Source organism: Streptomyces sp. NPDC088350 (assembly GCF_044753545.1).
Lineage (GTDB): Bacteria > Actinomycetota > Actinomycetes > Streptomycetales > Streptomycetaceae > Streptomyces.
In genome coordinates, this window is sequence record NZ_JBIVNL010000002.1 from 483,972 (window position 1) to 509,933 (window position 25,962).

Annotated in this window: 22 protein-coding genes; 14 read left to right on the forward strand and 8 right to left on the reverse strand. The window is 71.9% G+C overall.

Features of this window, described 5'->3' with window-relative positions:
* Positions 1-4: 4 nt before the first annotated feature.
* Positions 5-286 carry a hypothetical protein gene (locus ACIQBL_RS07365; RefSeq protein WP_401937857.1) on the forward strand — a complete coding sequence of 94 codons (282 nt, stop codon included), beginning with the start codon at positions 5-7 and terminating at the stop codon, positions 284-286.
* A gap of 337 nt (positions 287-623) precedes the next feature.
* Here the strand turns inward: ACIQBL_RS07365 and ACIQBL_RS07370 are convergent, their stop codons facing one another.
* Entirely contained in the window at positions 624-1,061 is a 438-nt protein-coding gene (locus ACIQBL_RS07370; protein ID WP_401937859.1) for a DUF6114 domain-containing protein, read from the reverse strand.
* Entirely contained in the window at positions 1,061-1,759 is a 699-nt protein-coding gene (locus ACIQBL_RS07375) for a DUF6230 family protein (protein ID WP_401937861.1), read from the reverse strand. The genes ACIQBL_RS07370 and ACIQBL_RS07375 overlap by 1 nt, the downstream gene beginning before the upstream one ends.
* A gap of 728 nt (positions 1,760-2,487) precedes the next feature.
* On the opposite strand from ACIQBL_RS07375, the gene ACIQBL_RS07380 reads away from it, so the two are divergent.
* Complete coding sequence (locus tag ACIQBL_RS07380) at positions 2,488-3,141, forward strand: Tat pathway signal sequence domain protein (RefSeq protein WP_200717713.1); 654 nt, start codon at positions 2,488-2,490, stop codon at positions 3,139-3,141.
* 28 nt (positions 3,142-3,169) lie between these two features.
* Here the strand turns inward: ACIQBL_RS07380 and ACIQBL_RS07385 are convergent, their stop codons facing one another.
* A complete protein-coding gene (locus ACIQBL_RS07385; protein ID WP_401937865.1) occupies positions 3,170-4,114 on the reverse strand; it encodes a lytic polysaccharide monooxygenase in 945 nt (314 codons plus the stop codon).
* 336 nt (positions 4,115-4,450) lie between these two features.
* On the opposite strand from ACIQBL_RS07385, the gene ACIQBL_RS07390 reads away from it, so the two are divergent.
* The 4 genes from ACIQBL_RS07390 to ACIQBL_RS07405 all read left to right on the forward strand — a co-directional run bounded on the left by ACIQBL_RS07390 (position 4,451) and on the right by ACIQBL_RS07405 (position 9,353).
* The gene (locus ACIQBL_RS07390; RefSeq protein WP_401937867.1) at positions 4,451-6,262 is read left to right on the forward strand and encodes a S8 family peptidase; all 1,812 of its coding nucleotides are present in this window, start codon (positions 4,451-4,453) and stop codon (positions 6,260-6,262) included.
* A gap of 317 nt (positions 6,263-6,579) precedes the next feature.
* Entirely contained in the window at positions 6,580-7,227 is a 648-nt protein-coding gene (locus ACIQBL_RS07395) for a ScbR family autoregulator-binding transcription factor (protein WP_401937870.1), read from the forward strand.
* 22 nt (positions 7,228-7,249) lie between these two features.
* Positions 7,250-8,428 carry a damage-control phosphatase ARMT1 family protein gene (locus tag ACIQBL_RS07400; RefSeq protein WP_401937872.1) on the forward strand — a complete coding sequence of 393 codons (1,179 nt, stop codon included), beginning with the start codon at positions 7,250-7,252 and terminating at the stop codon, positions 8,426-8,428.
* Between the two features lie 61 nt (positions 8,429-8,489).
* Positions 8,490-9,353 carry a TIGR03619 family F420-dependent LLM class oxidoreductase gene (locus ACIQBL_RS07405; protein ID WP_401937875.1) on the forward strand — a complete coding sequence of 288 codons (864 nt, stop codon included), beginning with the start codon at positions 8,490-8,492 and terminating at the stop codon, positions 9,351-9,353.
* Here ACIQBL_RS07405 and ACIQBL_RS07410 read toward each other — a convergent pair.
* Positions 9,350-10,579 (reverse strand): endonuclease/exonuclease/phosphatase family protein, encoded by a 1,230-nt coding sequence (locus ACIQBL_RS07410; protein WP_401937877.1) that lies wholly within the window; start codon positions 10,577-10,579, stop codon positions 9,350-9,352. The two genes, ACIQBL_RS07405 and ACIQBL_RS07410, sit on opposite strands and share 4 nt — an antisense overlap.
* A gap of 168 nt (positions 10,580-10,747) precedes the next feature.
* Here ACIQBL_RS07410 and cyc2 point away from each other — a divergent pair, with 168 nt between their 5' ends.
* Entirely contained in the window at positions 10,748-12,901 is a 2,154-nt protein-coding gene (gene cyc2, locus ACIQBL_RS07415) for a germacradienol/geosmin synthase Cyc2 (RefSeq protein ID WP_401937880.1), read from the forward strand.
* Here the strand turns inward: cyc2 and ACIQBL_RS07420 are convergent.
* Together ACIQBL_RS07420 and ACIQBL_RS07425 are read right to left on the reverse strand one after the other, a co-directional pair.
* Positions 12,894-14,417 (reverse strand): hypothetical protein, encoded by a 1,524-nt coding sequence (locus ACIQBL_RS07420; RefSeq protein ID WP_401937882.1) that lies wholly within the window; start codon positions 14,415-14,417, stop codon positions 12,894-12,896. The two genes, cyc2 and ACIQBL_RS07420, sit on opposite strands and share 8 nt — an antisense overlap.
* A gap of 59 nt (positions 14,418-14,476) precedes the next feature.
* On the reverse strand, positions 14,477-15,220 hold the full coding sequence (locus tag ACIQBL_RS07425; protein ID WP_401937884.1) for a hypothetical protein: 744 nt from the start codon (positions 15,218-15,220) through the stop codon (positions 14,477-14,479).
* Between the two features lie 88 nt (positions 15,221-15,308).
* Here ACIQBL_RS07425 and ACIQBL_RS07430 point away from each other — a divergent pair, with 88 nt between their 5' ends.
* The 4 genes from ACIQBL_RS07430 to ACIQBL_RS07445 all read left to right on the forward strand — a co-directional run bounded on the left by ACIQBL_RS07430 (position 15,309) and on the right by ACIQBL_RS07445 (position 19,283).
* Positions 15,309-16,178, forward strand: a complete 870-nt coding sequence (locus ACIQBL_RS07430) for a LysR family transcriptional regulator (protein ID WP_401937887.1) — start codon at positions 15,309-15,311, stop codon at positions 16,176-16,178.
* Positions 16,179-16,359: 181 nt separating this feature from the next.
* Complete coding sequence (locus tag ACIQBL_RS07435; protein ID WP_401937890.1) at positions 16,360-16,947, forward strand: PDZ domain-containing protein; 588 nt, start codon at positions 16,360-16,362, stop codon at positions 16,945-16,947.
* Between the two features lie 219 nt (positions 16,948-17,166).
* Complete coding sequence (locus ACIQBL_RS07440) at positions 17,167-18,294, forward strand: M24 family metallopeptidase (RefSeq protein WP_401937891.1); 1,128 nt, start codon at positions 17,167-17,169, stop codon at positions 18,292-18,294.
* A gap of 44 nt (positions 18,295-18,338) precedes the next feature.
* The gene (locus ACIQBL_RS07445; protein ID WP_401937894.1) at positions 18,339-19,283 is read left to right on the forward strand and encodes an aminoglycoside phosphotransferase family protein; all 945 of its coding nucleotides are present in this window, start codon (positions 18,339-18,341) and stop codon (positions 19,281-19,283) included.
* Positions 19,284-19,385: 102 nt separating this feature from the next.
* On the opposite strand, the gene treZ is transcribed toward ACIQBL_RS07445, so the two are convergent.
* On the reverse strand, positions 19,386-21,131 hold the full coding sequence (treZ, locus tag ACIQBL_RS07450) for a malto-oligosyltrehalose trehalohydrolase (RefSeq protein WP_401937896.1): 1,746 nt from the start codon (positions 21,129-21,131) through the stop codon (positions 19,386-19,388).
* Positions 21,132-21,304: 173 nt separating this feature from the next.
* Here treZ and ACIQBL_RS07455 point away from each other — a divergent pair, with 173 nt between their 5' ends.
* The 3 genes from ACIQBL_RS07455 to ACIQBL_RS07465 all read left to right on the forward strand — a co-directional run bounded on the left by ACIQBL_RS07455 (position 21,305) and on the right by ACIQBL_RS07465 (position 24,253).
* Positions 21,305-21,856 carry an FHA domain-containing protein gene (locus ACIQBL_RS07455; protein WP_401937898.1) on the forward strand — a complete coding sequence of 184 codons (552 nt, stop codon included), beginning with the start codon at positions 21,305-21,307 and terminating at the stop codon, positions 21,854-21,856.
* Between the two features lie 226 nt (positions 21,857-22,082).
* A complete protein-coding gene (locus ACIQBL_RS07460) occupies positions 22,083-23,807 on the forward strand; it encodes a M14 family zinc carboxypeptidase (protein ID WP_401937900.1) in 1,725 nt (574 codons plus the stop codon).
* On the forward strand, positions 23,804-24,253 hold the full coding sequence (locus tag ACIQBL_RS07465; RefSeq protein WP_401937903.1) for an SSI family serine proteinase inhibitor: 450 nt from the start codon (positions 23,804-23,806) through the stop codon (positions 24,251-24,253). The genes ACIQBL_RS07460 and ACIQBL_RS07465 overlap by 4 nt, the downstream gene beginning before the upstream one ends.
* Before the next feature lie 16 nt (positions 24,254-24,269).
* On the opposite strand, the gene ACIQBL_RS07470 is transcribed toward ACIQBL_RS07465, so the two are convergent.
* Positions 24,270-25,562 carry a M14 family zinc carboxypeptidase gene (locus tag ACIQBL_RS07470; protein WP_401937906.1) on the reverse strand — a complete coding sequence of 431 codons (1,293 nt, stop codon included), beginning with the start codon at positions 25,560-25,562 and terminating at the stop codon, positions 24,270-24,272.
* Between the last annotated feature and the right edge of the window lie 400 nt (positions 25,563-25,962).

Consider the following 25,962-nt stretch of genomic DNA (forward strand, 5'->3'; position numbering starts at 1 on the left):
GGGGGTGACCCTCCCCGAGGAGTACGTGGACTTCGGGCGTGCCTATGGGGACGCGACGATCTCGGACTTCATCTTCGTCTGCGGCCCGCGGACCCTTGAGTCGTACGCCGAGAGGATGGGGCCGAGGATGGAGCGCAGCCCCTTCGTGCCGGGGGAGGTGCTTCCCACCAAGGGCGGCATGCTGTTGTGGGGGAACACGGTCGAGGGCGACCAGTTGTTCCTGGTGGACCGGGGCGACGGCCGATGGACCGTCGCCGCCTTCCGGCGTAACTGGGCGGACTGGTAGGAGTCGGACCTGACGCTGCTCGAATGGCTGCGCCAGGCCCTCACCGGGCAGATCGCCACGGACTGGCTGCCGGCCTGGCCGAAGCGTCACTCCCTCGTGCCGGCACAGCCGTGATCGAGGTGAGTGTGCTTGGGAGCCGGACCTGCCCAGGCCATGACTTCCGGGCCGGCGCCGACATCGAAGAACCGGCGCATGCCCGCCTCCTCGGCGGCCGTCGCACCGCCCGTCCCATTCTCAACCGGGTTTGAGCCCAGGCGAGTTGTCGCGCACGGAAGGCGGCCTCCGCACCCCACCCCACCGACCGGCGGAGAGGGCACAGAGGCCGCCTTTCACACGTTCACTGTGCGTGCACGGCGTCCGTCGCCCGCGCCTGCTTCTTGCGCTGGCGTCGGCTCACCCGCGGTTCCTGGTCCGGCAGCCAGCCGAAGATCATGCAGCTGCCGACGGCCCCGAGGATGAGGCCGACGAAGAAGCCGCCCAGGTTGGAGGTGACCCAGCTGCCCAGGGAGCACAGGATGCCGACGACGGAGTAGAAGAGGCGTTGCGAGGGGCTGAAGAGGGTCAGCAGGCCGCACAGCACCATGACCGCCGGCAGCAGATAGCCCGCCACACCCTGCATGCCGACATGGATGACGACCTTCAACGAGGCCTTCACGGTGAGCAGGATCCACCCGCCGCCCAGGGTCAGCAGCAGCCCGCCCAGGAACGGCCGACGGGCCCGCCAACCGCGGAAGGCGGGCCGCCACCCCTGATGTGGAGTGTCTGTGCCGGACATCAGCAACCCGTGTCGCTGAAGCTGAGTTTCAGGCCGGGAAGCGTGAACGTCCCTGCGGTGGTCTTGTAGTTGGTCTGCCGCAGGTTGTCGATGTGCACGGTGTCGGCCTGCTGGCTGAAGACGCCGATGGGGCCCTGGACCCCGGCCTTGGTGAGGGTGCTCGCGTCGTTGCCGATCTCGATGTTGTTGAAGGACGCGTCGCCCGTCAGCAGGGTCGAGTCGGTGGTCAGATCGGTCGCCTGCACCTTCGACGAGCCGCTGCCCGCCTTGATGAGCAGGTTGGTGCCGCCGAGGTCGACGCTCTGGCACAGGCTGTCCAGGGTCGCCTTCTTGATCGCGGAGGTGACGACCAGCACCTGGCCGCCGGTGTCACCGGCGTTCGGGCTGCCGTCGGCCATGGTGTCGAGCGCGCCGAACTGCTCGAAGCCGGTGCCGTCGAGCGACTTGGCGGTGACCGTGAAGGGCATGCCGGAGATGTAGAGCGTCACCCCCAGCGCCCCCTGGGCGGTCAGGACCGCGATACCGGCGAGAGCCAGGGTGGCCGGCACCGCCATCATGGCGGCCCGGCGGCCCCGGACCCGTCCTCGTCTCGGTGCTCCTCCGGTGCCCCCGGTGGTGTCTGGTGTTTCGGAAAGAGAACCGCTTCCCGGGTTCTCAGGCGTGTTGTCGGCGGACGGAACGTCCGGGGACTCGGCCATGTCTGCTCCCATGTGCTGCTCTGGTTCAACGCGAGTTGATATCGAAGTGGCGCGTTGTCCTGGCGCGGACAGCGAGTGCGGCGCAGCTCTCCTCGCAACTCCCGGCAGGTGCAAGGGCTTTCAGGTTACGCAGCAGTAGCCGTCGAAGAAGTTACCGGGGGTTACATTCGAGGGTCAAGGGAGTTGTGAAAAAAGAGTGTTGGTCATGCGCCACCTGTGAGGCAAGCCCTTCCCGGACTTCCGCAAAGCCTCGACTTGTACATCAACTTGCCCTGCATCTCTTGACGTTGACGGACACTCAGGTCTACAACTCTCCCTTGTTTGCCGGATCCGTGGCGCCGGATCCGCCGCGCGGCTCAAGCCGCGTTCCCGGACTTCCCTGTCTACGGGGGCACTTCACCGCCTCCAGAGTCCGAACCCTCCGCGGTCCGGCACGGCCGCTTTCCCCCTGGCCCGTGCCGTCCGCCCTACCGCCCGGCCCGGCCGGAGACCCCCAACCCCCGCGGGCCTCCGGCCGGTGACCGGCCGGCCACCGCCCCGGCCCGTCACGTACGGAGAAGGCGTAACGGGCCGGCGGCGGCGAACTCGCGTCCCCCAAGGCGCGGTTGCCTCCCCCTCGGAAGTCCCCCAAGCCGCCGTCGACCCATCCTCGGAAGTCCCCCAAGTTCCCCCACCCCCCAAAGAACCCCCCGGTTCGACCCTCCATCTCGAAGAAGAGGTACACCCGCATGCGCACTCGCACCGTCCTCACCCTCGTCGGCTCCGTCGCCGCGCTCACCCTCCCCTTCACCGTCCCCGCCTCGGCGGCCGACACCCCCGTGCTCACCACCGGCAGCCTCGGCGGTACGCCCGTGGCCGTCGGCGATGTGCTGACCGCGCCCCTGGCCTCCGGTACCAGCGCCACCCTGTACTCCAGCGCGACCGGCACCAGCGGCATCAAGTGCACCTCGTCGCAGTTCACCGCGACCGTCACCGACAACCCGACCGCGCCGGGCACCGCCACCGAGTCCGTCTCCGGGCAGACCTTCAGCAGCAGCAGCTGCACGAGCAACGTCCTGGGCGTCCTCGGCGTCTCCAGCATCACCGTCGACAACCTGCCGTACAGCACGGCGGCGGTCTCGGACGGCACCCTGACCGTCACCCCGGCCAGCGGCTCCACCATCCAGACTACGGTCAAGCTGACCACCCTGCTGGGCAGCATCACCTGTGTCTACCAGGCCCCCAGCCTGAGCGGCACGGCGAGCAACACCGACACCAGCATCAACTTCACCAGCCAGGCCTTCACCAAGACCTCCGGCTCGTCCCTGTGCTTCAGCGCGGGCTACTTCACCGCGAAGTACGCCCCGGTGACGGACAACGGCGCGGCGGTCTACACCAACTAGGAAGTAAGCAGGGCCTGTTCGCGCCGAGCTAGCGTCGGCGCAGTCGCAGGGCCAGGGCGGCGCCCCCGGTGAGTACCAGCACCGCGGCGGCGCCGCCCGCCATCATGGGCGCCGACGGGCCGCCCGAAGCGGCGTCGGTGGCGTCCGACACCGGACTGCTGCCCGGCGCCGTGCTCTCCTCGGTCGGGGACGCCGAGGACTTCTGCGCTGTATCCGATTCCCGGGCCGAAGGGCTCGCGGCGGCAGGGGACTTGGCGGCCGACGAGGACGGGCTCGCGGCCTTGTCCTTCGCACCGGCCGCCCCCGCGGAGGACGCCGACGAAGCGGTGCCGCCCCCGGGGAACACCACGTCCGAGCACGAGTAATAGGTGTCCGAGGTACTGCTGTTCTGCCAGATGGTGTAGATCAGCTGGCGCCCGGTCCGGCCCGTCGGCAGCGTCGCCTCGATGCGGTACGCGCCGCCGGTCAGCGGCGGGTCCTTCACCTCGGCGAACGGCTGCGTCGGCAGCTCGGACCAGGTGAGCGGCTTCGCCGGGTCGTAACCGGCCTTCGTCAGATACAACTTGAACGTGCCGGTGTGCGCGATCGTCGACACGTACGTCATCGTCAGCTTCGCCCCCGGAGTCAGCCGTGTCGACGGCCAGTCGGTACGGGCGAGGTCGAGCCCCTTGTAGCCGGACAGGCCACCGCTGCACAGCTTCCCGTCCGGGATCACCTGCCGGTCGCGGCCGTTCACGTCCGGCACCCGGAGGTTGTCCCAGTAGGTGAAGGGCGCCCCGTTCGCGGCGATGGCGGCCTTGCACGCCGCCGAGCCGGCCGTGCTGCCGCCCTGGGGCGAACAGGCGTAGACCCGGCTGACCGGATACGTCGGCGCCCCGTGCGCCTGCGCCGGACCCGCCGCCCAGACGGTGAGCAGCAGCGGGGCCATGGCGGCGCCCGCCATGGCGGTGCGATGTGCGGTCATCCGGGACATCCGGAACGTCTCCTCGGCCGGGGGCGGGAACGGTCTGTCCGTGCAATACGCGAACCGGACCCGGCGCGTTCAGTTCGCCCCCTCGCCCCGAATCGGGAGATTTCCGGTCAACTGCCCGATATTTAGGGGTGGTTTCCAGCCGGATCGAGGGTTTCCCCCGTATCCATATGACCTTCTCTTTGCCTATCGTTTTGCCACAGCTGACCCACAGGCAACCCCTGGTGAGGCGGCTGCCCGCGCCCGGCGCTCTCTGGATCGACCCCCCGCCGCTTCGACGACGAAGCGAATCGACCGCCGCTCCGCGCTGCTTGGAGTACGGCCACGAAAGGCAAGCCCTTGCGCACTCCCACGGCATTCCCCACCGGACGGACCCTGATATCCGTCGCCGCGGTCTCCGCGGCTCTCCTCGCCACGGCCGCCACCTCGGTCGCCGTCGCCCAGGAACCCCCCACCCAGGCCGCCGCCCCGGCTCTGCCCGGACAGACCGAGGCCGCCCCCGGCACCCTCGCCGAACGCCTCATCGTCGGCTACAAGTCCGGTGCCGCGGAGGCCAGTTCGAACCAGGCCGCCGCGGCCGACGCCACCGCCAAGGGCAAGGAGACCGGCGAGGACGTCGACTTCCAGCGCCGCCTCGGCACCGGCGCCGCCCTCGTCGGCCTCGGCGACGCGAAGAGCACCACCGAAGTCGCCGACGTCATCGCCGGGTTCAAGGCCGACCCGCAGGTCGCCTACGTCGTACCGGACCGGCTGAACACCCCGCAGGCCGACCCGAACGACACCGAGTACGGCAAGCAGTGGGACCTGTTCGAGTCCACCGCCGGCATGAACGTGCCCGCCGCGTGGCCGACTTCGACCGGCAGCGGGGTGACCGTCGCCGTCATCGACACCGGTTACGTCGCGCACTCCGACCTCGCTGCGAACATCGTCGCCGGCTACGACTTCATCGCCGACACCGCCGTCTCGGTCGACGGCGACGGCCGCGACAGCAACCCGGCCGACCCCGGCGACCACTACGCGGCCAACGAGTGCGGTTCGGGCGTCGGGGCGAGCAACTCCTCCTGGCACGGCACCCATGTGGCCGGAACCATCGCCGCGGTCACCAACAACGGCAAGGGCATCGCGGGCATCGCCTACGGCGCGAAGATCTCCCCGCTCCGCGTCCTCGGCAAGTGCGGCGGCTACGACTCCGACATCATCGACGCCATCACCTGGGCGTCCGGCGGCACCGTCTCCGGCGTCCCCGCCAACGGCAACGTCGCCAAGGTCATCAACATGAGCCTGGGCGGCGACGGCGCCTGCACCTCGGCCACCCAGAGCGCGATCACCGCCGCCGTGAACCGCGGCACCACGGTCGTCGTGGCCGCCGGCAACGACAACGACAACGTCGCGAACCACTCCCCGGGCAACTGCGCCAACGTGATCTCGGTCGCCGCCACCAACCGCGCCGGCGCCAAGGCGTCCTACTCCAACTACGGCTCCGGCGTGGACATCTCGGCCCCCGGCGGCCAGACCAGCACCGGCACCGCCAACGGCATCTACTCCACGCTGAACTCCGGCACCACGACGCCGTCCACCGAGTCGTACGCCTACTACCAGGGCACCAGCATGGCCACCCCGCACATCGCGGGCCTGGTCGCGCTCATGAAGTCGGCCAACTCCTCGCTCACCCCGGCCCAGATCGAGTCGGCCATCAAGACCAATGCCCGTGCCCTGCCCGGCAGTTGCTCCGGCGGCTGCGGCGCGGGTCTCGCGGACGCGGCCAAGACCGTCCAGGCCGTGAGCGGCGGCGGTACGACGACGGGGGCGACCTTCTCCAGCACCGCCGCCGTGGCCGTCCCCGACGCGGGCGCGGCCGTCGAGTCCTCGATCACCGTCAGCGGCCGGAGCGGCAACGCGCCCGCCGCCCTCCAGGTCGGCGTCGACATCACCCACACCTACCGCGGCGACCTCGTCGTCGACCTGGTCGCGCCCGACGGTTCGACGTACCGTCTGAAGGCCGCGAGCACCTCGGACTCCGCCGACGACGTCAAGGCGACCTACGCGGTGGACGCCTCCAGCGAGACCGCGAACGGCACCTGGAAGCTGCGGGTCCAGGACACGGCCGCACAGGACACCGGAACCCTCAACAGCTGGAAGCTCACCTTCTGATCGCACACTTGGGCACACAGGCCTTGCACAGAAACAGACCGACTGACCGGTAAGGAGAGGCGCACCCCCGGGTGCGCCTCTCCGCGGTGGTCGGTCTTTCGTATGGCCGGGAATCGGTGCTGACACGTGCCACAGATACCGAAAGTGGTCAACAGTCGAGGCAGGCGTGACACAGAGACGCAAGTGATGGGAACGTGAGGGCTGTTCGCAGTCTTGGGGTGCAAGGTCGACACCGCCGCACGGTGAGCTACTGTCTACAGGGGGTAATAAAAAACGGCACGGGCCGTTGTTTTTCCTTCACGGGAGTATGCCAGTCGATGGTGAGGCAGCTACGGGCCGAACAGACCCGCACAACGATCATCACGGCCGCCGCCGAGCTGTTCGACCGGCAGGGCTATGAATCCACCAGCCTGAGCGACATAGTCGACCACGCCCAAGTCACCAAAGGCGCCCTGTACTTCCACTTCGCGGCCAAGGAGGACCTGGCCCACACGATCCTGGAACTCCAGGCCAAGGCTTCCCGCCAGATCTCCCAGGACATGGACAGCCGCGGCTACTCCTCACTGGAGACGCTGATACGTGTCACTTTCGGCATGACACGGCTGGCCGTCGAGGGCCCGATCACCCGGGCCGGACTCCGGCTCGCCGCAGGGGAGATCGAGGTACGGCCCCCGACCCCGCACCCCTTCACCGAGTGGCTGGACATCGCCTCCCGCAAACTCGCCGGGGCGGTCGCCGAAGCGGACGCCCACCCCGACATCGACGTGGACGCCGTGGCCCGCACCCTCGTCGGCCTCTTTGTCGGCATCCGCGTCCTGGGCCGCACGCTGGAACCGGTGGCGTTACAGCCCCGAAGAACCGCCGAGATGTGGCACCTGGTGATCCGCGGCCTGGTCCCCGTTCCCCGCCGCGCCCGCTATCTCAGCCTCGCCGCCCGCCTGGAGCGGGAGATCGCAGCCGGCTGACCCGCCCGGTACGGTGAGCCGCATGCCCGACACCCCCATCGCGCCCGTGATCCTCGGCGACGAGCCCGGCTCGTTCCCCCGCAGCGTGCTGGCCGAACGGCACCCCGCGATCATCCAACAGGTCCGCGACGCCTTCCCCTACGACCCCGAACGGCACCGCGCCCTCGACGCCCTCCTGAAGAACTGCACCGAGGGCACGATCGAACCCCTCCCCACCGACGCCCCCGACCGCGCACAGTGGGCCGCCTGGGGAACCGACACGTACGCGGGACACTCCTGGTACGACGTCCCCTGGCTCTGGTCCGAGAGCTACTTCTACCGCCAACTCCTCGACGCCGTCGGCTACTTCGGCCCCGGCGCCTGGCAGGGCATCGACCCGTTCCGCCCTTTCAAACGCGCCGAACTCGACGCCCCCGAGACGGACGAGGAACTCGCCGCACTCGACGACCTGGAGGGCAGGCCGGCCGAGGAACGCGACCGGGCCCTGCTGCACGGCTCCCTGTGGGGCAACCGCGCGGACCTCGGCTTCCGCCTCTCCGCCGCGGGAGCGGAGTCGGCCACGCGGGCCCCCGCCCCGGCCCTGGTCGCCGACGACAGCGAGCGACTGTGGTCACTCCTCTCCGGCACGGGCACCGTCTGCCTCGTCGCCGACAACGCGGGCCGCGAACTCGTCCCCGACCTGCTGCTGATCGCCCACCTCCTCGCCGAGGGCCGCATCGAGCGGGCGGTCCTGCACATCAAGCCCCACCCGTACTACGTCTCCGACGCCACGACCGCCGACGTCGTCGACGCCCTGCACCGCCTGACCGCAGCGCCGGGCGCGGCATCGACGTACGGCCGCCGCCTCTGGTCGGCCATCGCCGACGGCCGCCTCGCCGTGCGCGCCCACGCCTTCTCCTGCGCCCCGCTGCCGTACGCCGACATGCCCGCCGACCTCCGCGCCGAGTTCGCCGCGGCCACGCTGACGATCGTGAAGGGCGACCTCAACTACCGTCGCCTGGTGGGCGATCGCCTCTGGGCCCCGACCACTCCCTTCGCGGATGTCACCGCCGACTTCCCGGGCCCGGTCGCCGCGCTCCGCACCCTCAAGTCGGACGTGATCGCCGGCCTCGACGCCCGTACCGAGGCCGCGTTGGTCGCGGCGGAGGAGCAGCGCTGGCGCACCGGTGGCACGCATGCGCTGATCCAGGTTCGGGTGTAGTCGGGTCGGGCACTGACGTTCCTGTCGGACGTTGTCGTCGCACGAGGGGAGTACGACCGAGATGCGTATCGGAGTGGCACCGCACCGTCTGTGGCCCGACCGGGAGGGGGAGCTGGACGCCGTCCTCCCAACCGCCGTCAGGGCCGAGGAGTTGGGGTTCGACCATGTCATCGCCAGCGGCCACGCGGTGGCCGGTGCGACAGGCGTGACCCCGGACCCGCTGATCCTGCTGGCCGCGGTGGCCGGGGCGACCCGGCGGATCGGGCTGGTCACCAGCGTGCTGGTGCCGCCGCTGTACAACCCGGTGATCCTGGCCCACCAGACCGCCACCCTGGACCGGCTCTCCGGGGGTCGTTTCACGTTGGGCGTGGGCACCGGTTGGGACACCGAGGAGTACGCGGCCGTCGGCGTTCCCTTCGCGGGCCGGGGCCGCCGCACCGACGAACAGCTCGCCGCTGTACGGCAGTTGTGGCGCGGCGAGGGTTCGCCACGGCTCGGGGTGCTGCCGCGCACCGAGGGCGGTCCCCGCGTCTGGATCGGCGGCCGGAGCGACGCGGCACTGCGCCGGGCCCTGCGCTTCGGCGACGCGTGGCACGGCTCCGGCGTCGATGCCGAGGGGCTCGCGGAGGTACGGGCGCGGCTCGGCGCGCTCGGCGACGAGGTGGGGCGCGATCCCGACCAACTGGCCCTGACCGCAGGCCTGTTCCTCGTGCCGCCCGGGTTCGCGCCCGTGGTGAAGGTGCCGGGACGACTCCTCGGCGGAGCCGACGCGACCGCCGAGAGCGTACGGGACGAGCTGGGCCGGCTGTCCGACGCCGGGCTCGTCTCCGCGTCCCTGTGGCTGCCGGTCGCCACGGAAGCGCTGCCGGACGCGCTCGCGTGGACCGCCGGGGAACTCGGCTCGCATCTCGCCGGACAGCCTTAACCCAGGCGCACGTCCTGCCACACCATCCGGTGGTCGGACGTGACGACCGTCCTGCCGTCGCCGACCAGGCGGTACAGCGGGTCGTCCGAGGTCGGCCAGAACACGCCGTTCCTCCCGGGGACCAGCCCCTTGGACGGCAGGACGTGGTCCACCCGCAGATTGCCGGGCGCCGTGTCGCTGAAGTCGCCCGTGTCGTACGCCGGATCGCCGGTCTGCCCCACGTTGGCGCCGCCCTGGAGCCGCGCCGCCTCGACCCCGCCGGCGCTGGCGGGCGGCGTGGCGGGGAGGTTGATCGCCGGGTGGCCGAGGAGCTGTCGTACGGCGTGGTCGTAGCTGTCCCCGTCGTACGGATCGGCGTTCTGGTCGCCCGCGATCACGAACCGGGAGCCGGGCCGCAGGCCGCCCCGGACGCCCTTGTCGTCGTAGAGACAGGCGCTGCGGGCATGTCCGCCGACATAGTCGGCCCACAGGCGGATCTCGTCGTGGTTGCGACGGCCGTTGCGGTCCTCCGCGCCGTCGAAGGTGGGCGGCGTCGGGTGCGAGACCAGGAAGTGCACGGTCTCGTGGCCGAGGCGGATCGGCACGTCCCAGTGGCTCTTGGAGGAGAGCCGGAGGATCGCGCGGGCCGCGTCACTGTAGTAGCCAGGCGGGATCACGTTGCCCGGCATGTCCTTCCACAGGAAGTGCTGGAACGTGCGCACCGCACGCGTGTCGACCGGGAACTTGGACAGGACGACCATGCCGTACTGGCCCGGGAAGAAGCCGTAGCCGAAGGCGTCCTGCCCGTACGCGTCCGAACCCGGCGTCGTCACCACGCCGTTCCTGCCGTCGAGGTCGACGCCCGAGGGGACGCCCGTGTTCACCGGGCCGGTGAAGTGGTGCGGGAAGTGGATCGGGCGGGAGCCGTTGTGGCCCCGGGACAGGTAGTTGTCGAGGAACAGGCGGACCGCGGTACCGTCCTCGACGTAGTCGAACTCGTTGATCAGCAGGATGTCGGGGTTCACCCGCTGGATCGTCTCGGCGACGTTCCGCGCCTGGGCGTTGTCGGGTGTCGACAGGTCCGTGACCAACGCGCCCCGCGTACCGCGGTTCAGCGAGGCGTTGAACGTGGCGAACCGCACGGACCGCCCGGACGCCGACGCCGGGAACGCGGCGGTACCGGACAGCGCCGCCCCGGCCAGGGAGCCGAGCGCGGTGCGACGGGAGAAGGCTCCGGAACGGTTCATCGGGACTCCGGTGCGGCAGGGGACACGTGAACCCCCGTAGCCTGCGCGCGGAGAAGTGAACGCCACAAGATGCCGGGAAAACTCATGGGTTCACCGCCGATTCACGCGATGGTGTGATCATGTCCCCTGCCCGGGATGGTTGTTGAGAGGCACGGGTAGGGCCCGGCCATGACCCAGCCGTTCGAACTCCCGCACTTCTACATGCCGTATCCCGCACGCCTCAACCCGCATCTGGACGAGGCCCGCGCCCACTCGTCGACGTGGGCGCGCGAGATGGGCATGCTGGAGGGCTCCGGGATCTGGGAGCAGGCCGACCTCGACGCGCACGACTACGGCCTGCTCTGCGCCTACACCCACCCCGACTGCGACGGGCCCGCGCTCTCGCTGATCACCGACTGGTACGTGTGGGTGTTCTTCTTCGACGACCACTTCCTGGAGACCTTCAAACGCAGCCAGGACCGCGCCGGCGGCAAGGCCTACCTGGACCGGCTGCCGCTGTTCATGCCGCTCGACCTGGCGACTCCCGTGCCGGAGCCGGAGAATCCGGTCGAGGCGGGACTCGCCGACCTGTGGGCGCGCACGGTGCCGTCGATGTCCGTCGACTGGCGCCGCCGCTTCGCCGTCGCCACCGAGCATCTGCTCAACGAGTCCCTGTGGGAGCTGTCCAACATCAACGAGGGGCGGATCGCCAACCCCGTCGAGTACATCGAGATGCGCCGCAAGGTCGGCGGGGCGCCCTGGTCGGCGGGGCTGGTCGAGTACGCGACCGCCGAAGTGCCCGCGTCCGTCGCCGGGTCGAGGCCGCTCAGGGTGCTGATGGAGACCTTCTCCGACGGCGTCCACCTGCGCAACGACCTCTTCTCCTACCAGCGGGAGGTCGAGGACGAGGGCGAGTTGAGCAACGGCGTGCTCGTCCTGGAGACCTTCTTCGGCTGCACCACCCAGGAGGCCGCCGACACCGTCAACGACGTCCTGACCTCCCGGCTCCACCAGTTCGAACACACCGCGTTCACCGAAGTGCCCGCCGTCGCCCTGGAGAAAGGTCTCACCCCGGACGAGGTCAGGGCCGTCGCCGCCTACACCCAGGGCCTCCAGGACTGGCAGTCCGGCGGCCACGAGTGGCACCTGCGCTCCAGCCGCTACATGAACGAAGGCGCCCTCGACAACTCGCCGTTGAACGGACCGACCGGCCTCGGCACCTCCGCCGCCGACATCGGCGCTCTCCTCGCCTCGGCCGGCGCCGAACGGCTGCGCGCCTACACCCACGTCCCCTTCCAGAAGGTCGGCCCCTCTCAACTCCCCGACTTCTCCATGCCGTTCGAGGTCGAACTGAGTCCGCACCTGGACGGCGCCCGCCTCCGCCTCGTCGACTGGATGCACTCCGTCGGCATGCTGGAGGAGGGCGTCTGGGACGAGGAGAAACTCGCCGCCGCCGACCTCCCGCTCTGCTCGGCCGGCATCGACCCGGACGCCACCGAGGAGGCCCTCGACCTCAGCTCGCGCTGGCTCGCCTGGGGGACCTACGGCGACGACTACTACCCCCTCGTCTACGGCGTCCGCGGCGACCTGGCCGCCGCCCGCGTCACCACGGCACGCCTCTCGGACTGCATGCCCGTCGAGGGACCGGCGGTCATCGTGCCGGTCAACGGCATGGAACGCGGACTCGTCGACCTCTGGGCCCTCACCACTGCCGAGATGCCCGTCGACGACCGGCACACCCTGAAGGACGCCATCAACGAGATGACCGAGAGCTGGGTCTGGGAACTGTCCAACCAGATCCAGCACCGCATCCCCGACCCGGTCGACTACCTGGAGATGCGCCGCGCCACCTTCGGCTCCGACCTCACCCTCAGCATGTGCCGCATGGGCCACGGCCCGAAGGTCCCGCCCGAGGTCTACCGCACCGGCCCGGTCCGCGCCCTGGAGAACGCGGCCATCGACTACGGCTGCCTCATCAACGACGTCTTCTCCTACCAGAAGGAGATCGAGTACGAGGGTGAGGTCCACAACGCCATCCTTGTCGTCCAGAACTTCTTCGGCATCGACTACCCGACCGCGCTCGGCGTCGTCCACGACCTGATGACCCAGCGCATGCGCCAGTTCGAGCACGTCGCCGCGAACGAACTGCCCGTCGTCTACGACGACTTCGACCTCTCGGACGAGGCACGCGAGATCATGCGGGGCTATGTGACCGACCTCCAGCACTGGATGGCGGGCATCCTGAACTGGCACCGCGAGGTCGACCGCTACAAGCCCGAGTACCTGGCCCGGCGCTCGCACGGCTTCCTCCCGGACCGCGCCCCGGCGCTGCCCTTCAGCTGAAGTCCCGCACCTGCTCGGCCACTTCCTCGGCCGGCTCCCGTACGGCCGTCGCGGCGGCCCCGGTGAGCCGGCCGCGTATCTCCTCGGCGGCGGCCAGCGCCGCGCGGGCCTCCTCGGTGAGGTCCGCGTCGGCCAGCGCGCGGGTCAGGGCGTAGTGCTCCTCGGCGATGAACCGGCCGAGGTTGGTGCCCTGCCACTGCCTCAGCGAGTCGTCGGCGGGGGCGGCCAGGATGCCCCGGAGGGCCGCCAACGTCCTTGTCGCGTCCGCGAGTTGCCCTGTCTCGCGCTCCAGTCGGGCCTGTGTCAGCCGCGCCGAGACGCGGTCCCCTACGGTGTCCCGGAGGGAGGCGTAGAGGCACTGGGCGCGCAGCGCCTGGACACGGTCGCCCAGCTGCTCGAACTCGTGGGCCAGCGTCCGCAGCGGGGACGGATCCAGTGCCTTCGGCGCACTCGGCAGCCGCAACAGGTCCTGGTCCAGCTCGATCTCGTCCAGCCGGCGGATCAGTGCCACCCTGGCCAACTCGGTGAGCCCCTGGTCCGCCGCCAACTCCGTCCAGGTGAACAGGGGTTCGTCGGACGGGTCCGTGCCGAAGAGCGACTCGTCCAACTCCCGGGCCCACTCCCGCAGTTCCGCCCCGTCCGCGTCCGGCCCCGGCATCCCGCCCAGCCCGCACGCCGTGTCGAAGTCCGTCTCCCGCACCTCGTGCAGCAGCGGCAGATCCTCGGTGTGCCCGCGCAGGCCCACCAGCACGGCGGCGAGCCGCAGTTCGTCCGTCATCGACGACTCCGTCTCGTGCCGCAGCAGATGCCGCAGCAACTCCAGATCGCCGTCCGCGCGGTCGAACTGCGCGGCCCGCAGCGCGAGTCGGCGCCGTACGGGATCCGCGGCCACCGCGTCCCACACCGTACGGTCGCCCGCGCGCAGCGCTGCGAGATCCGTCCGCCCCTTGGCGAGCACCGGCTCCCGGAGCGGCGGGCGGGGATGCCGGTCGAGAAGGTCGTAGGCGCCGCCCTCCTCGGCGTTGAGGAGCAGGAAGTCGGGCTCGGTGCGCAGCAGGGCGGTGTGCAGCATGCCGATCAGCTCGACGGGGGAGCGCTCGGGCAGGCCCAGGGCGGCGCGGAGTTCGGGCCGCGCCTCGTCCAGGCCGTAGTCCTCGCGGAACTCGTCCTCCGTCTCCCTGACCGCCGCCAGGATCTTCTCCGGGCCGTCGGACGGGGACAGGTCCAGATGGTCGCGCCAGCCCGGCAGACCGACCAGGATCTCCAGCGCCTCGTCGACACTGGAGCCGATGATCCCGGCCGCGCCCTCGGAGCCGGCGTACAGCACGGACCCGTCGGCGCACACGAAGTACGTACCGCCCGTGCCGTCGCCCGCGACCGGCAGCAGCGGGCCGCCCGAGGCGAGGCGGACCGGCTCACAGTGGTCCGCTCGGTCCAGGTCGAAGTCGAAGGGGAACGCGGCCAGTTCGGCCAGGTGGGCGTTCTGCCGGAGCAGCCGCAGGGCGTGATCGGTCATGTCACAGAACGTAACAGCCGCCACTGACAACGGGAGCGAGCCGCCGCGGACACCCCTCGTCAGGCGGGCTGGTGCTCGGTGCGTGCGGCGTGCTCGACCGCTGCCCGGGCCAGTGCGCGGACCACCGGGTGCGGGCGGGTGCCGTCGCCGGACAGTTCGGGCTGGAAGAGGGTGGCGAGGAAGAAGGGGTGGCCGGGGAGTTCGGCGATCCGGACGTGACCGTCCTCGTCATGGCCGGAGAAGCGCAGGCCGTGGGCGCGCAGGGTGTCGAGGTGACGGGTCGGGCCGTAGGCGCAGAAGTACCGTTCGACCGTGCGCTCCGAGCCGATCACGGACTCGGCGAGCGAGCCCGGTGCGATCGTGACGGCCGCCTCGTGGCCGACGAGGGAGCAAGCCAGCGGTTCGATGAGGAGGTCCTCGGCGTCGGGGTCGTTCTCGGCGTGCGCGACCCGGGTCAGCCCGCACACGTCACGGGCGTACTCGAGGAGCGCGTGCTGGAAGCCGCCGCAGGTGCCGAGGAACGGAACGCCCTCCACGCGCGCGGTGCGGATCGCGGACAGGACACCGGCCTCGCTGCGGTAGGGGCTGCCCGGCAGCACCCACACGGCGTCGAACCCCCGCACCGCGTCCTCGGCCTCGGCGTCCTCGGAGGGGATCCAGTAGGCGTCGAGGACGAGCCGTTCGCGTTCGGCGAGGACGTCCAGGATGAGAGGGAGGCGGGCGTGCGAGACGACGTTGGGGGAGCGGTCGCCGACCAGGGCGATACGGGCGGTGCGAGCGGTCTGATCCGCGGTGTTCGTCATGCCGTTCATCCTGGGCGCGACCCGGTGTTCACGTCCAACGATGATTCCTGCACCCTCGATAAGCAGAACTGATGCGATGCTGTCCTGCGTGGACCCGCACCTCCTGCGTACGTACGTCACCGTGGCCCGGCTCGCCTCCTTCTCCGAGGCCGCACGCGAGCTGGGCTACACCCAGTCCGCGGTGTCCCAGCACATCGCCGCCCTGGAACAGGACCTCGGCGCCCCGCTGCTCACCCGCCGCCCCGTCACGCCCACCTCGGCGGGCGAGCGGCTCCTGGAACACGCGGGCCCGCTGCTGCTGCGCCTGGACGCGGCCCGCGCGGACGTCGCCCGGATGGCCGCCGCCCCCGAACGCGGGCTGACCCTCGCCGTCGCGCCGACCGCGCTCGGGCCGCGCGTCCTGGCCGCCCTCCCGCGCGCGGGGGTGACTCTCCGGGTGCTCGCCCGCGACGACATCCCGGCCGCCGTGGCCACCGGCACCGCGGACCTGGGCCTGGTCGACGGCATCGCGGCCCCCAACGACCCGCTACGGCTGCCCGACGTGGCCCCGCTGACCACCCACGGCGTCGCCGAGGAACCCGTCTGCGTCCTCCTCCCCGACACACATCCCCTGGCCGGCCGCTCCGCCCTGCGCCTCGGCGACCTCGCCGCCGCCCGCTGGCTCGACGCCCCGGACGCGGGCGTGCCCCTCGCGCGACTCCGCGCGGCGAACGGCGGCGGCGCCTTCCGCCCGGCCCTCCGCTACGACGGCACCGACGTCCGCGTCCTCACCGCCCTCGCTGCCGCAGGCCACGGCCTGACCCTGCTGCCCCTCTCGGCGGCCACCGGCGTACCGGGCGCGGTCGCCGTCCCGCTCACCGAACCGCGTGTCGTGCACCGTACGGAACTGGTGCACGGGGGTGCGCCGCGAGGAGCGGCGGCGCGGTTGGTGGGGCGCCTGGTGACGCAGGAACGGTGACGAGCGCCACGCGCGTGTGCGAAGCGTCCGGGCGACTGCCCGGAGGCCGCCATCCGCTCCTGAGACGCCACGCGCGCGTGCGACGCGCACGGCTTCCCGCTCCTGACCGTCGGTCAGTCTCACTCGTTCGTGGCACGTCGGGCGCCGGTGCGCCGGGTAGAGCACCTGCCGGAGGCGATCCATGGAACAGACTGCGTTGCGTCCCAAGCCGATGCCCGGTCAGGACCCCGGCGACGGAACCAAGCCCGCCACCGGTCGGCGCCCGCACGCCGCGCGGCGTCGCGGCCGACGGCTCATCACCCTGCTGTTCAGCCTGTGCGTCGGCACCGTCCTGGTCCTGTCCGGGATCGGACTCGGCACGGTCGGCGCCACGGTGATCGGCATTAGCAGACTCGCCGAGATGCAGCGCCAGACGGCCCACCAACCCGCGCGGACGGCCCACCCGCCCGGCCCGTCCGCGTCCTCCACCAGCCCGACACCGTCGCCCACGTCCGCCACCCCCGCCGCCGCGACCCTCGGTGTGGAGGCCGTGGACGCCGACAGGGCGGGCGCCCTGATCGTCGGCGTCCACCTCCCCGGCCCCGGCTACACGGCGGGCCTGATCCGCGGCGACGTCCTGCTCACGTTCGGCGGCACCCGCATCGACTCGGCGGCCGACCTCGCGCGCGCAGTGGCCCAGGCCCACCCCGGGAAGGAGGTCACCGTCACGGTGCGCCACCACAGCGGCGGCTTCCAGCAGTTCACCGTGATCCCCGGCTACGTCGTCTGACGAACGCGTGCACCAGGAAAAGGAGTGGTCCCGCCTCCTCGGGGCGGGTCACGAAAAGCACTGAGGTGCGCTGCCGCCCCTGAGGGCCCGCATGGCCCTGGAGAGCTGACGCCGTGACCGCGCCCGGGGCCGAAAGAGCCGCCGACCGGCTCGCGTCGCCCTCCGGGTGCGGGCAGGATGCTGCCCGTAGCCACCTTTCGCCCGCTCTCGGAGGCCTGAATGACCGGTAGCACGCCCGCGCCCTTCACCGCCGCCGACTACCGGGCCCGCATGGACCGCGCCGCACGGGCCGCCGCCGACGCCGGCCTCGCGGGGCTGCTGGTGGCTCCGGGACCGGACCTGGTGTGGCTCACCGGCTACGCGCCCACCGCGGTCACCGAACGGCTCACCGTGCTCGTCCTGGCCCCCGGACGCTCCCCGGTCCTCGTCGTCCCCACCCTGGAGGCCCCTGACGCCGCCAAGGCGCCCGGCGCCGACGCCCTCACCCTGCGCGACTGGACCGACGGCAAGGATCCCTACGCCGCCACCGCCGCCCTCCTCGACGCGACGGGCCGCTTCGGCATCAGCGACAACGCCTGGTCCATGCACCTGCTGGGACTCCAGAAGACGCTGCCCGACACCACCTACGCCTCCCTCACGGACGCGCTGCCGATGCTGCGCGCCGTGAAGGACACGGCGGAACTGGAACTCATGGCTGCCGCCGGAGCGGCAGCCGACGCGGCCTACGAGGAGATCCGCAAGGTTCCCTTCGCCGGCCGTCGCGAGTCCGACGTCGGCGCCGATCTCGCCGATCTGCTACGGCAGTTCGGGCACTCCCAGGTCGATTTCACCATCGTCGCCTCGGGCCCCAACGGCGCCAACCCGCACCACGAGGTCGGCGACCGCGTCATCCAGCGGGGCGACATGATCGTCCTCGACTTCGGCGGCCTCAAGGACGGCTACGGCTCCGACACCTCGCGCACGGTCCACGTCGGCGAACCCAGCGACGAGGAACAGCGCGTCCACGACCTCGTCCGCGAGGCCCAGGAGGCCGGTTTCCGCGCGGTGCGGCCCTCAGTCGCCTGCCAGGAGGTGGACCGCGCCGCCCGCGCGGTCATCGACGACGCCGGATACGGCCCCTACTTCATCCACCGCACCGGCCACGGCATCGGCGTCACCACGCACGAACCGCCGTACATGATCGAGGGCGAGGAACAGCCCCTCGTAACCGGGATGTGCTTCTCCGTGGAGCCCGGGATCTATCTGCCCGGCCGCTTCGGGGTGCGCATCGAGGACATCGTCACGGTGACCGAGGACGGCGGTCGGCGGCTCAACAACACGGCCCGTGAGATGGCCCTGGTGGACTGACGACGACCAGGAGCCCCGACACCCCGAACGGCAGCGGCGCGACCATGACCCAGGCACCGACACCCACCGCGGACACCGTCCGACAGCTGGTCCGTTCCCTGCTCAAGGACGGCGCCGCCGACGGTTCCGGACCCGAGATCCGGCCCGTGGCCGAGGACGGCGGGCACTCCACGTGGTGGGTCGGCACCCGCCATGTGCTGCGCCTCGCCCCGGACCGCGGGGCCGCCCCGCGCCTGCGCCGCGAACTGCGCCTGCGCGACCTCGTACGGCCGTACCTCCCCGTCGCGGTGCCGACGAGCGTGGCGCACGGCGAGTGGGCGCCCGGGCTCACCTACACGCTGGACACCAGGGTGCCCGGCCGGTCCGGCGAGGACCAGGACGTCTCCGCCGTCGGCGAGGCCGACCTGGCCGGGCTGCTCACCGGGCTGCGCGAGGTGCCCGCCCGGCAGGCCGAGACGCTCGGTGTCCCGCGTGCCGCCCCACGCTCCCTGGAGGCACTGCGCCGCGCCGCCGAGCAGGCCGCCGGACGACTGGCCGCCGCCGACGAGTTCGACGCCGCCCGCCTCCACCAGCTCACCCAGCCCGGCGCGGTCCAGCTCGCCGCCCAGCCCGGCACCGCGGTCCTCGTCCACCACGACCTCAGGGGCGAACACCTCGTGGTGAGCGCGGACGGCCGGGTGCGCGGTGTCCTGGACTGGACCGACGCGGCCCTCGGCGACCCCGCCGAGGACATCGCCGGACTCGCCCTGGCCGTCGGTTCCCCCGCCGCCGTACGCGCCGCCACCCTCGCCGGCTACGGCGCCCGCCCCTGCCTGCGCGGCCTCTGGCTCGCCCGCTGCGACACCGTCATCCGCCTCGCCGACCAACTCGCAGGCCGTGACACCGCCCCGCTGCCTCTCCTCAGGACCCGACTCCGGCGCACCTGGGAGGCGATCCTGCTGGAACGGGTGACGGAGCTGCGGGACGGGGGCGGGGACGCGGAGCTGTAGGGAGGCTGCGGTGGCGGGGACGTAAACGCTTGCGCAAGCGTTTACGCAAGCGCTTGCGCGAGCGTTTACGTCAGCGGTCCGCGTAAACGATTACGCAAGCGTTTACGCCTGCAGCAGCACCACGCAGGACTCCCCGGGCAGCCGCAGCAACCCCTCCGCCCCCGGTGCCTCCACGGGCTCCCACGCGGCCAGTACTTCCGCCGGGCGGGGGCCCAGGGGGATCGCGGCCGGTTCCTTGCCGAGGTTCACGGCGACGCGTACGTCGCCGCGACGGAGGGCGAGCCAGCGGGCGTCCTCGTCGTAGGCCACCTTGGTGTCGGTGAGGTCGGGGTCGGTGAGGTCGGGCTGTTCGTGCCGGAGCGCGATGAGCCGGCGGTACCAGGCCAGCACGCGCGCGTGGGGCTCCCTCTCGGGCTCCGACCAGTCGAGGCAGGAGCGGTCGCGGGTCGCCGGGTCCTGGGGATCGGGTACGTCCTCCTCGGCCCAGCCGTGCGCCGCGAACTCCCGCCGCCTGCCCCGCCGTACGGCATCCGCGAGGTCCGGGTCGGTGTGGTCGGTGAAGAACTGCCAGGGCGTGCCCGCCGCCCACTCCTCGCCCATGAACAGCATCGGCGTGAAGGGGCCCGTCAGCGCCAGGGCGGCGGCGCAGGCCAGCAGCCCGGGGGAGAGGGACGCCGAAAGGCGGTCCCCCTGGGCGCGGTTGCCGATCTGGTCGTGGGTCTGGCTGTAGCCGAGCAGCCGGTGGGCGGCCACGCGCGTGCGGTCGAGGCGGCGGCCGTGGTGACGGTCCCGGAAGCTTGAATAGGTGCCGTCGTGGAAGTAGCCGTCCGTCAGCGTCTTGGTGACCGCCGCGAGCGGGGCCCGGGCGAAGTCCGCGTAGTAGCCCTGGGACTCACCGGTCAGCGCGGCGTGCAGGGCGTGGTGGAAGTCGTCGTTCCACTGCGCGTGCAGACCCAGACCGCCCTCCGCGCGGGAGGTGACCACGCGCGGGTCGTTCAGGTCGGACTCGGCGACCAGGAACAGGGGCCGGCCCGTCTCGGCGGCCAACGTGTCGACGGCGGCGGACAGTTCCTCCAGGAAGTGGCACGCGCGCGTGTCCTTCAACGCGTGCACCGCGTCCAGCCGCAGCCCGTCGATGCGGTAGTCGCGCAGCCACGCCAGGGCGCTGCCCCGCAGGAAGGCGCGCACCTCGTCGGAGCCGGGCGCGTCGAGGTTCACGGCGCTGCCCCAGGGGGTCTGATGCGTGTCCGTGAAGTAGGGGCCGAACGCGGGCAGGTAGTTCCCGGACGGGCCAAGGTGGTTGTGCACCACGTCGAGCACGACGCCCAGGCCCAGTTCGTGGGCGCGGTCGACGAACCGCTTGAGTGCCTCGGGGCCGCCGTAGGGCTCGTGCACGGCCCACAGGGAGACGCCCTCGTAGCCCCAGCCGTGCCGGCCGGGGAACGGACACAGGGGCATCAACTCGACGTGCGTGATGCCCAGTTCGGCGAGATGGCCGAGCCGGCCGGCCGCCGCGTCCAAGGTGCCCTCGGGGGTGTACGTGCCGACGTGCAGCTCGTAGAGCACCGCGCCGGGCAGCGGGAGTCCGGACCACGCGGCACGCCACGCGTACCGCTCGTGGTCGACGACCGCGCTCAGCCCGTCCGGGCCGTCCGGTTGCCGGCGCGAGCGCGGGTCGGGCAGCGGCGGGCCGTCGTCCACGGCGAACCCGTACCGGGTGCCGTCGCCCGCCTCCGCCTCGCCGCTCCACCACCCCGCGCGCTCGGGATCGCGCTCCAACGCGCGTGTGGCGCCCTCACGATGGAGCGTCACACGGTCTGCTTCTGGTGCCCACACCTCGAACTGCACGGACGGTTCCCCTTCGTCTGCTCACCGGGATGTAGCCCGTCCATCGTGCGTCAAACGAGATCAATCCGCTTTTGAATCCACCCCTTTGGCGCAGGTGTCGTCATCTTCGCGCGCGTGCGGGCCGTTTCCGCGTCTTCTGGACACCCGGGGTTCACTGCCCGACAATCACGAGCGTGACGTCGTCCTTCGAGTTCCACACGTACCCCGCGCGCCTGTCCGACGTGGAGCGCGACAAGGCGCTGAAGGTCCTGCACGACGGCGTCGCCATGGGCCGCCTCTCCCACGACACGTTCATCCGGCGCATGGAACTGGCGCTCGCCGCCCGCCGGTCCGAGGAACTCGTGGCGCTCACCGCCGACCTCCCCACCGAAAGCCGCCTCTCCCGGGCGCTGTTCGGCACCGTGGAGGCCGTCTCCGGCTTCACCGTACGGCTGCGCAGGGCGTGGCAGGCCGAGCGGCTCCCCAAGCTGCTGCTGCCCCACCCGGGCAACGGACACGCGCTGCGCATCGGCCGCGACCCCGCCAACGGGCTGCGGCTGACCCACGAGACGGTGTCCCGGGTGCACGCCGAACTCAGCCGCCAGGGCGGCATGTGGGTCCTGCGCGACCTCGGCTCGACCAACGGCACGACGGTCAACGGCCGGCGGGTGATCGGAGCGGCCGTCGTCCGCGAGGGCGACCAGATCGGCTTCGGACGGATGGCGTTCCGGCTCGCCGCGAACTGAGCCCCGACAAGGCCCCGACAAGGCCCCGACACAGCCCTGCCTCACCTCTGGCCTGGGCATTACCCGATGTGGCGACCGCCGGTACGTACCAAATCCCTTTGCGTACGGCGGTGTTGACGTACCCCTGATGCCGTGACTGACTGTGCGTACACCATGCACACCAGGTGAACCGACGGCACCATATTCGTGGAGGTGTGCCCTGCCGCCACTCCTCCGCTACCCGTCCGTGGACGAGCTGGCCGCCCAGGCTGCCGCGCTCGTCGCCCGCCGCCCCCAGGACGCCCGGCTGCGCCGCGTCGGGACCTCCCGCGCCGGTACGCCCCTGTGGCTGCTCTCCGTGGGCCACGGCAGCCGCCAGGCCCTCGTGGTCGCCGGACCGCACGCCAACGAGCCCGTGGGCGGCGCGACGGCACTGCGCCTGGCCGAACGGGTCCTCGCCGACCCCCGGTTGAGCGAGGGCGCCGACGCCACCTGGAACCTGCTGCTGTGCCTCGACCCCGACGGCTCGCGCCGCAACGAGGGCTGGCTGTCCGGCCCTTACAGCCTCGGCCGCTACTTCCGGAACTTCTTCCGGCCCGGCTTCCTGGAACAGCCCGAGTGGCTGCCGGACGGCGCGGCCGGTGCCCGACTCCCGGAAACGCGCGCCCTGTTGGCGGTGCAGGACGAACTGCGGCCGTTCCTCCAGTGCTCCCTGCACGGCGTCGACGTGGGCGGCGGCTTCGTGGAACTGACCCGCGACCTCCCGGGCCTCGCCCGACGCGTCGCCCACACCGCGACCCGCCTCGGCATCCCCCGCGAACTCGGCCCCTACGACACCCTGTACTGGCCGAGCCTCGGCCCCGCCGTCTACCGCATCCCACCACCACGCCGGGGCGACCTCGCCGCCGCCATCACCGAGGCCGCCGTCGAGTCGACCTGGTACCACCCGCACCGCCACGGCACGGTCACCGCGGTGGTGGAGGCCCCGATGTGGGGCGTCGCCGCCGTCGAGAACGGCGCCCCGCCCGCCGACGCGAACGCGATCCTGCGCACCGTGAGCCACACCCTCCGCCACGACACCCACATCCTGGAACAACTCCTCGCCCGCATAAGGCCGTACGTGCAGGGCGGGGCCGAGACGGGAACGGACGCGGGGGCGGACGCGGGCGTCGGGCTGGGCGCCTGGGGGCTGGACGCCCGGCCCAGGCCCGCCGCCGACCCGGTGGGACCGCCCACGTGGGACACAGTGGAGGGTCGTCCGCGGCCTGATGTGGACGCGGCGGGGGAGTCCGGCGGGAGTCATTCCGGTGCCGGCGGGCTGGGCACGTCGACGGCCGCCGCTCCGGGTGCGGGTGTGGTGGGCTCACCAGCAGTCGCTCAGCCGGGCGTCGGTGTGGCCGGACCACCGACGGTTCCCCTGAGCGACAGCCGCCGCCAGCCGGTCGCCGAGCCGGCCGGCATGCCTACGCGGGACACGACCGACCCGATGCCCAGGGTCACGTCCACCGCACGACCCCGCACCCTCGTCGTGCCCGATGCCGCGCGGCTGCTCGCTCCCGTGGACGACTATTTACTGGTGTGCCCCGGGCTCGCCGACGCGTGGGATCCCGATGTCGACACCGGTGCCGCGCGCCCGTTGCCGCCGCTCAACTCGGCTCATTTGGCGGCCCTGCGCATCGCGGGGCGGCGGCTGGCCCTGCGGACGGCCGGGCTGCTCTATCAGCTCGTGGTGGCCTCCGGGCGTGATCCGGCCGGTGTGCTGCCGGAGCTGGACCGGCTGATCGACGAGTGGTGCGCCGACTACCGTGACGGTTGCGGAGCGCGCTGGATCTCGGTCGCGCGCCAGGTCGAGTACCAGTCGCGGGTGGTGCTCAGCGCGTTCGAACTGGCCCTGCGGCACGCGCCCGTGCGCTCCCGTTCGGGTGAGCCGGGCTGGGGTACGGAGACCGCGGTGCCGATGCATCGGGAATGACGTACATCCGTAAGCCGTACATCTCCAAGAGTCGCTCCCTGAAAGCGAGTGCGCTCCGAGGCGCCCTGCTCGCCGCCGTCGCGCTCCTCGCCGCCGGCCAGGCTCCGGCCCAGGCCGCGCCCCGGCACGCCGCCCAGGGCGACTGGCTCTACCTCACCGTCACGCGCGGCGACAGCCGGTCCAGTGACACCCGGGGGACCCTGCTGCTGTGCGACCCGCCCCAGGGCCACGCCCACGCGGCCGAGGCCTGTGCCGAACTGGGCGCGGCGGGCGGGGACATCGACGCCATCCCGGCCGAGAGCGTGTTCTGCCCGATGATCTACGCCCCGGTGACCGCCCACGCGCGCGGGGAGTGGAAGGGGCGCCAGGTCGACTACACGAGGACCTTCTCGAACGTGTGCGTCATGGCGGCCCGGACGGGAGAGGTCTTCGCGCTGGACGGCTGAAGCGTGGACGGGCGGGTCAGGCCGGGCGTCGGGCACGCGCGCGTGGGGCGTCCCCGGTTTCCCCCGCCCGCTCGCGCGCGTACAGCGCCGCCGCCACGACCGTGCGGGACTGATGCTCCACCTGGTGCTCCAACGGCACCCAGCGGGCGCGGAAGCGTTCCGCGAAGGCGTCGCTCCAGGACGCGACGAGGTGTTCGAGCAGGGGTGCCGCACGGTCGTCGGTCTCCCGCAGGACCCGCAGCAGCATCGCCGCCGCCCGCAACGGCAACCGGCGCCCGAACGCGTCCACGCTGCCGACGTACGCCATCGTGGTGTCGGCCGGCGGGGTGTGCATCCAGTCCGCGGCCAGGCCGGGCACCAGTTCCAGCGCCCACTTCGCGGCCCGAAGCAACGGTCCGTCGACGCCCTGGAGGCGCGGCAGCGCCTCGGCCAGCACCCGCTCCACCTCCCGCGTGTCCCGCAGCAGACGGCGCGCCAGCCGCCGTATCGCCGCCGCCGGGGCGGGATGCGGTGCCGGGTCGTCCACCAGGTCGCTCGCCCACATCGGCACCTCCACGACCGCGGTCAGACCGCCGTACCGGTGGGCGTGGTACCAGGTGCTGTGCCGTGCGTCGTCCGGCATGCTCGGGTACGCCGCGTCCGAACCGGGCGCCGGCATCACGTGCACCCCGGGTCCCGAGGCGGGCCAGCCGGCCGCGTCCGAGGCGCCCGTCTCCACCGGGATGTGCAGCTCCGCCGCCGACTTGGCGAACGGTTCGGCGAGCCCCGGTATGTCCTTCGTCAACTGCACCCAGCTGCCGCCGAGATCGGTCCCGTGCAGCGTCACCTGGAGGTAGGGCCGCAGTTCGTCGATCACCCGGGTAAGGGCGCGGGTCTCCGGCGGCAGCCGGTCGGGCGGCAGCACGGAGGGCGACCACTCGGGCTGTTCAGGACCGGCCGGGCGGTAGAAACCCAGGTGGTAGTCGAACAGGCTGCGCGGCGCCGGGGTGACGTGCAGGCTCGCCCCGTCCGGGTCCGCGCAGAGCAGGAAGTGCCAGGACGTGTCCGACCTCAACTCCCGTTCGCGCACGACCCGTTCGGCGAGGGCGAGGAGTGTGGAACCACCGGTCGGCTCGTTGGCGTGGGCGCCCGCGACCACCAGCACGGCCCGCCGCGCGTGCCCCACGGACAGCAGCTGGAGTGGTCTGCCCGCGCGGGAGACACCCACCTGCCTCAGTGTGCACAGCGTCGGCCGGTGCGCGGCCAACGCCCTCGCGGACGAGACCAGTTCGGTCACACTGGGGTATCGCAACTCCGGCAGGAGACTCACCCCCGACTAGTCAGCCCCGGCTTCGCAACCGCAGTACCCCACGGGCTCTGTGAACTGTCAAGACGACCATGGGGGAGGCTACAGGGGGCGCCCGGGCGCATTTACCGGCAGCCGGTAGGGGAGTTGGTGCCAGCAGGGTGCCCGAGGCTTCCCTGGGCCTCCAGGGATTTCGCGGACACCGACCCCCACGACCGGCGACCGCCACTCCGCACCCACGCGCGCGTGCCCCTTCGCCAACACCCCAGGTGTCGTACTCCGCCACCACACGCCGTCCCTCCGGCACGCACCCCGGGTCCGCACGCGGGTGCGAGCCGGTGGCCACGACGGCCCTACGGCGTGCGACGGCCCGCGTACGCCCCTGGGGCCGTCGCGATGCCCGCTTCACCCGTACGGCCGTACG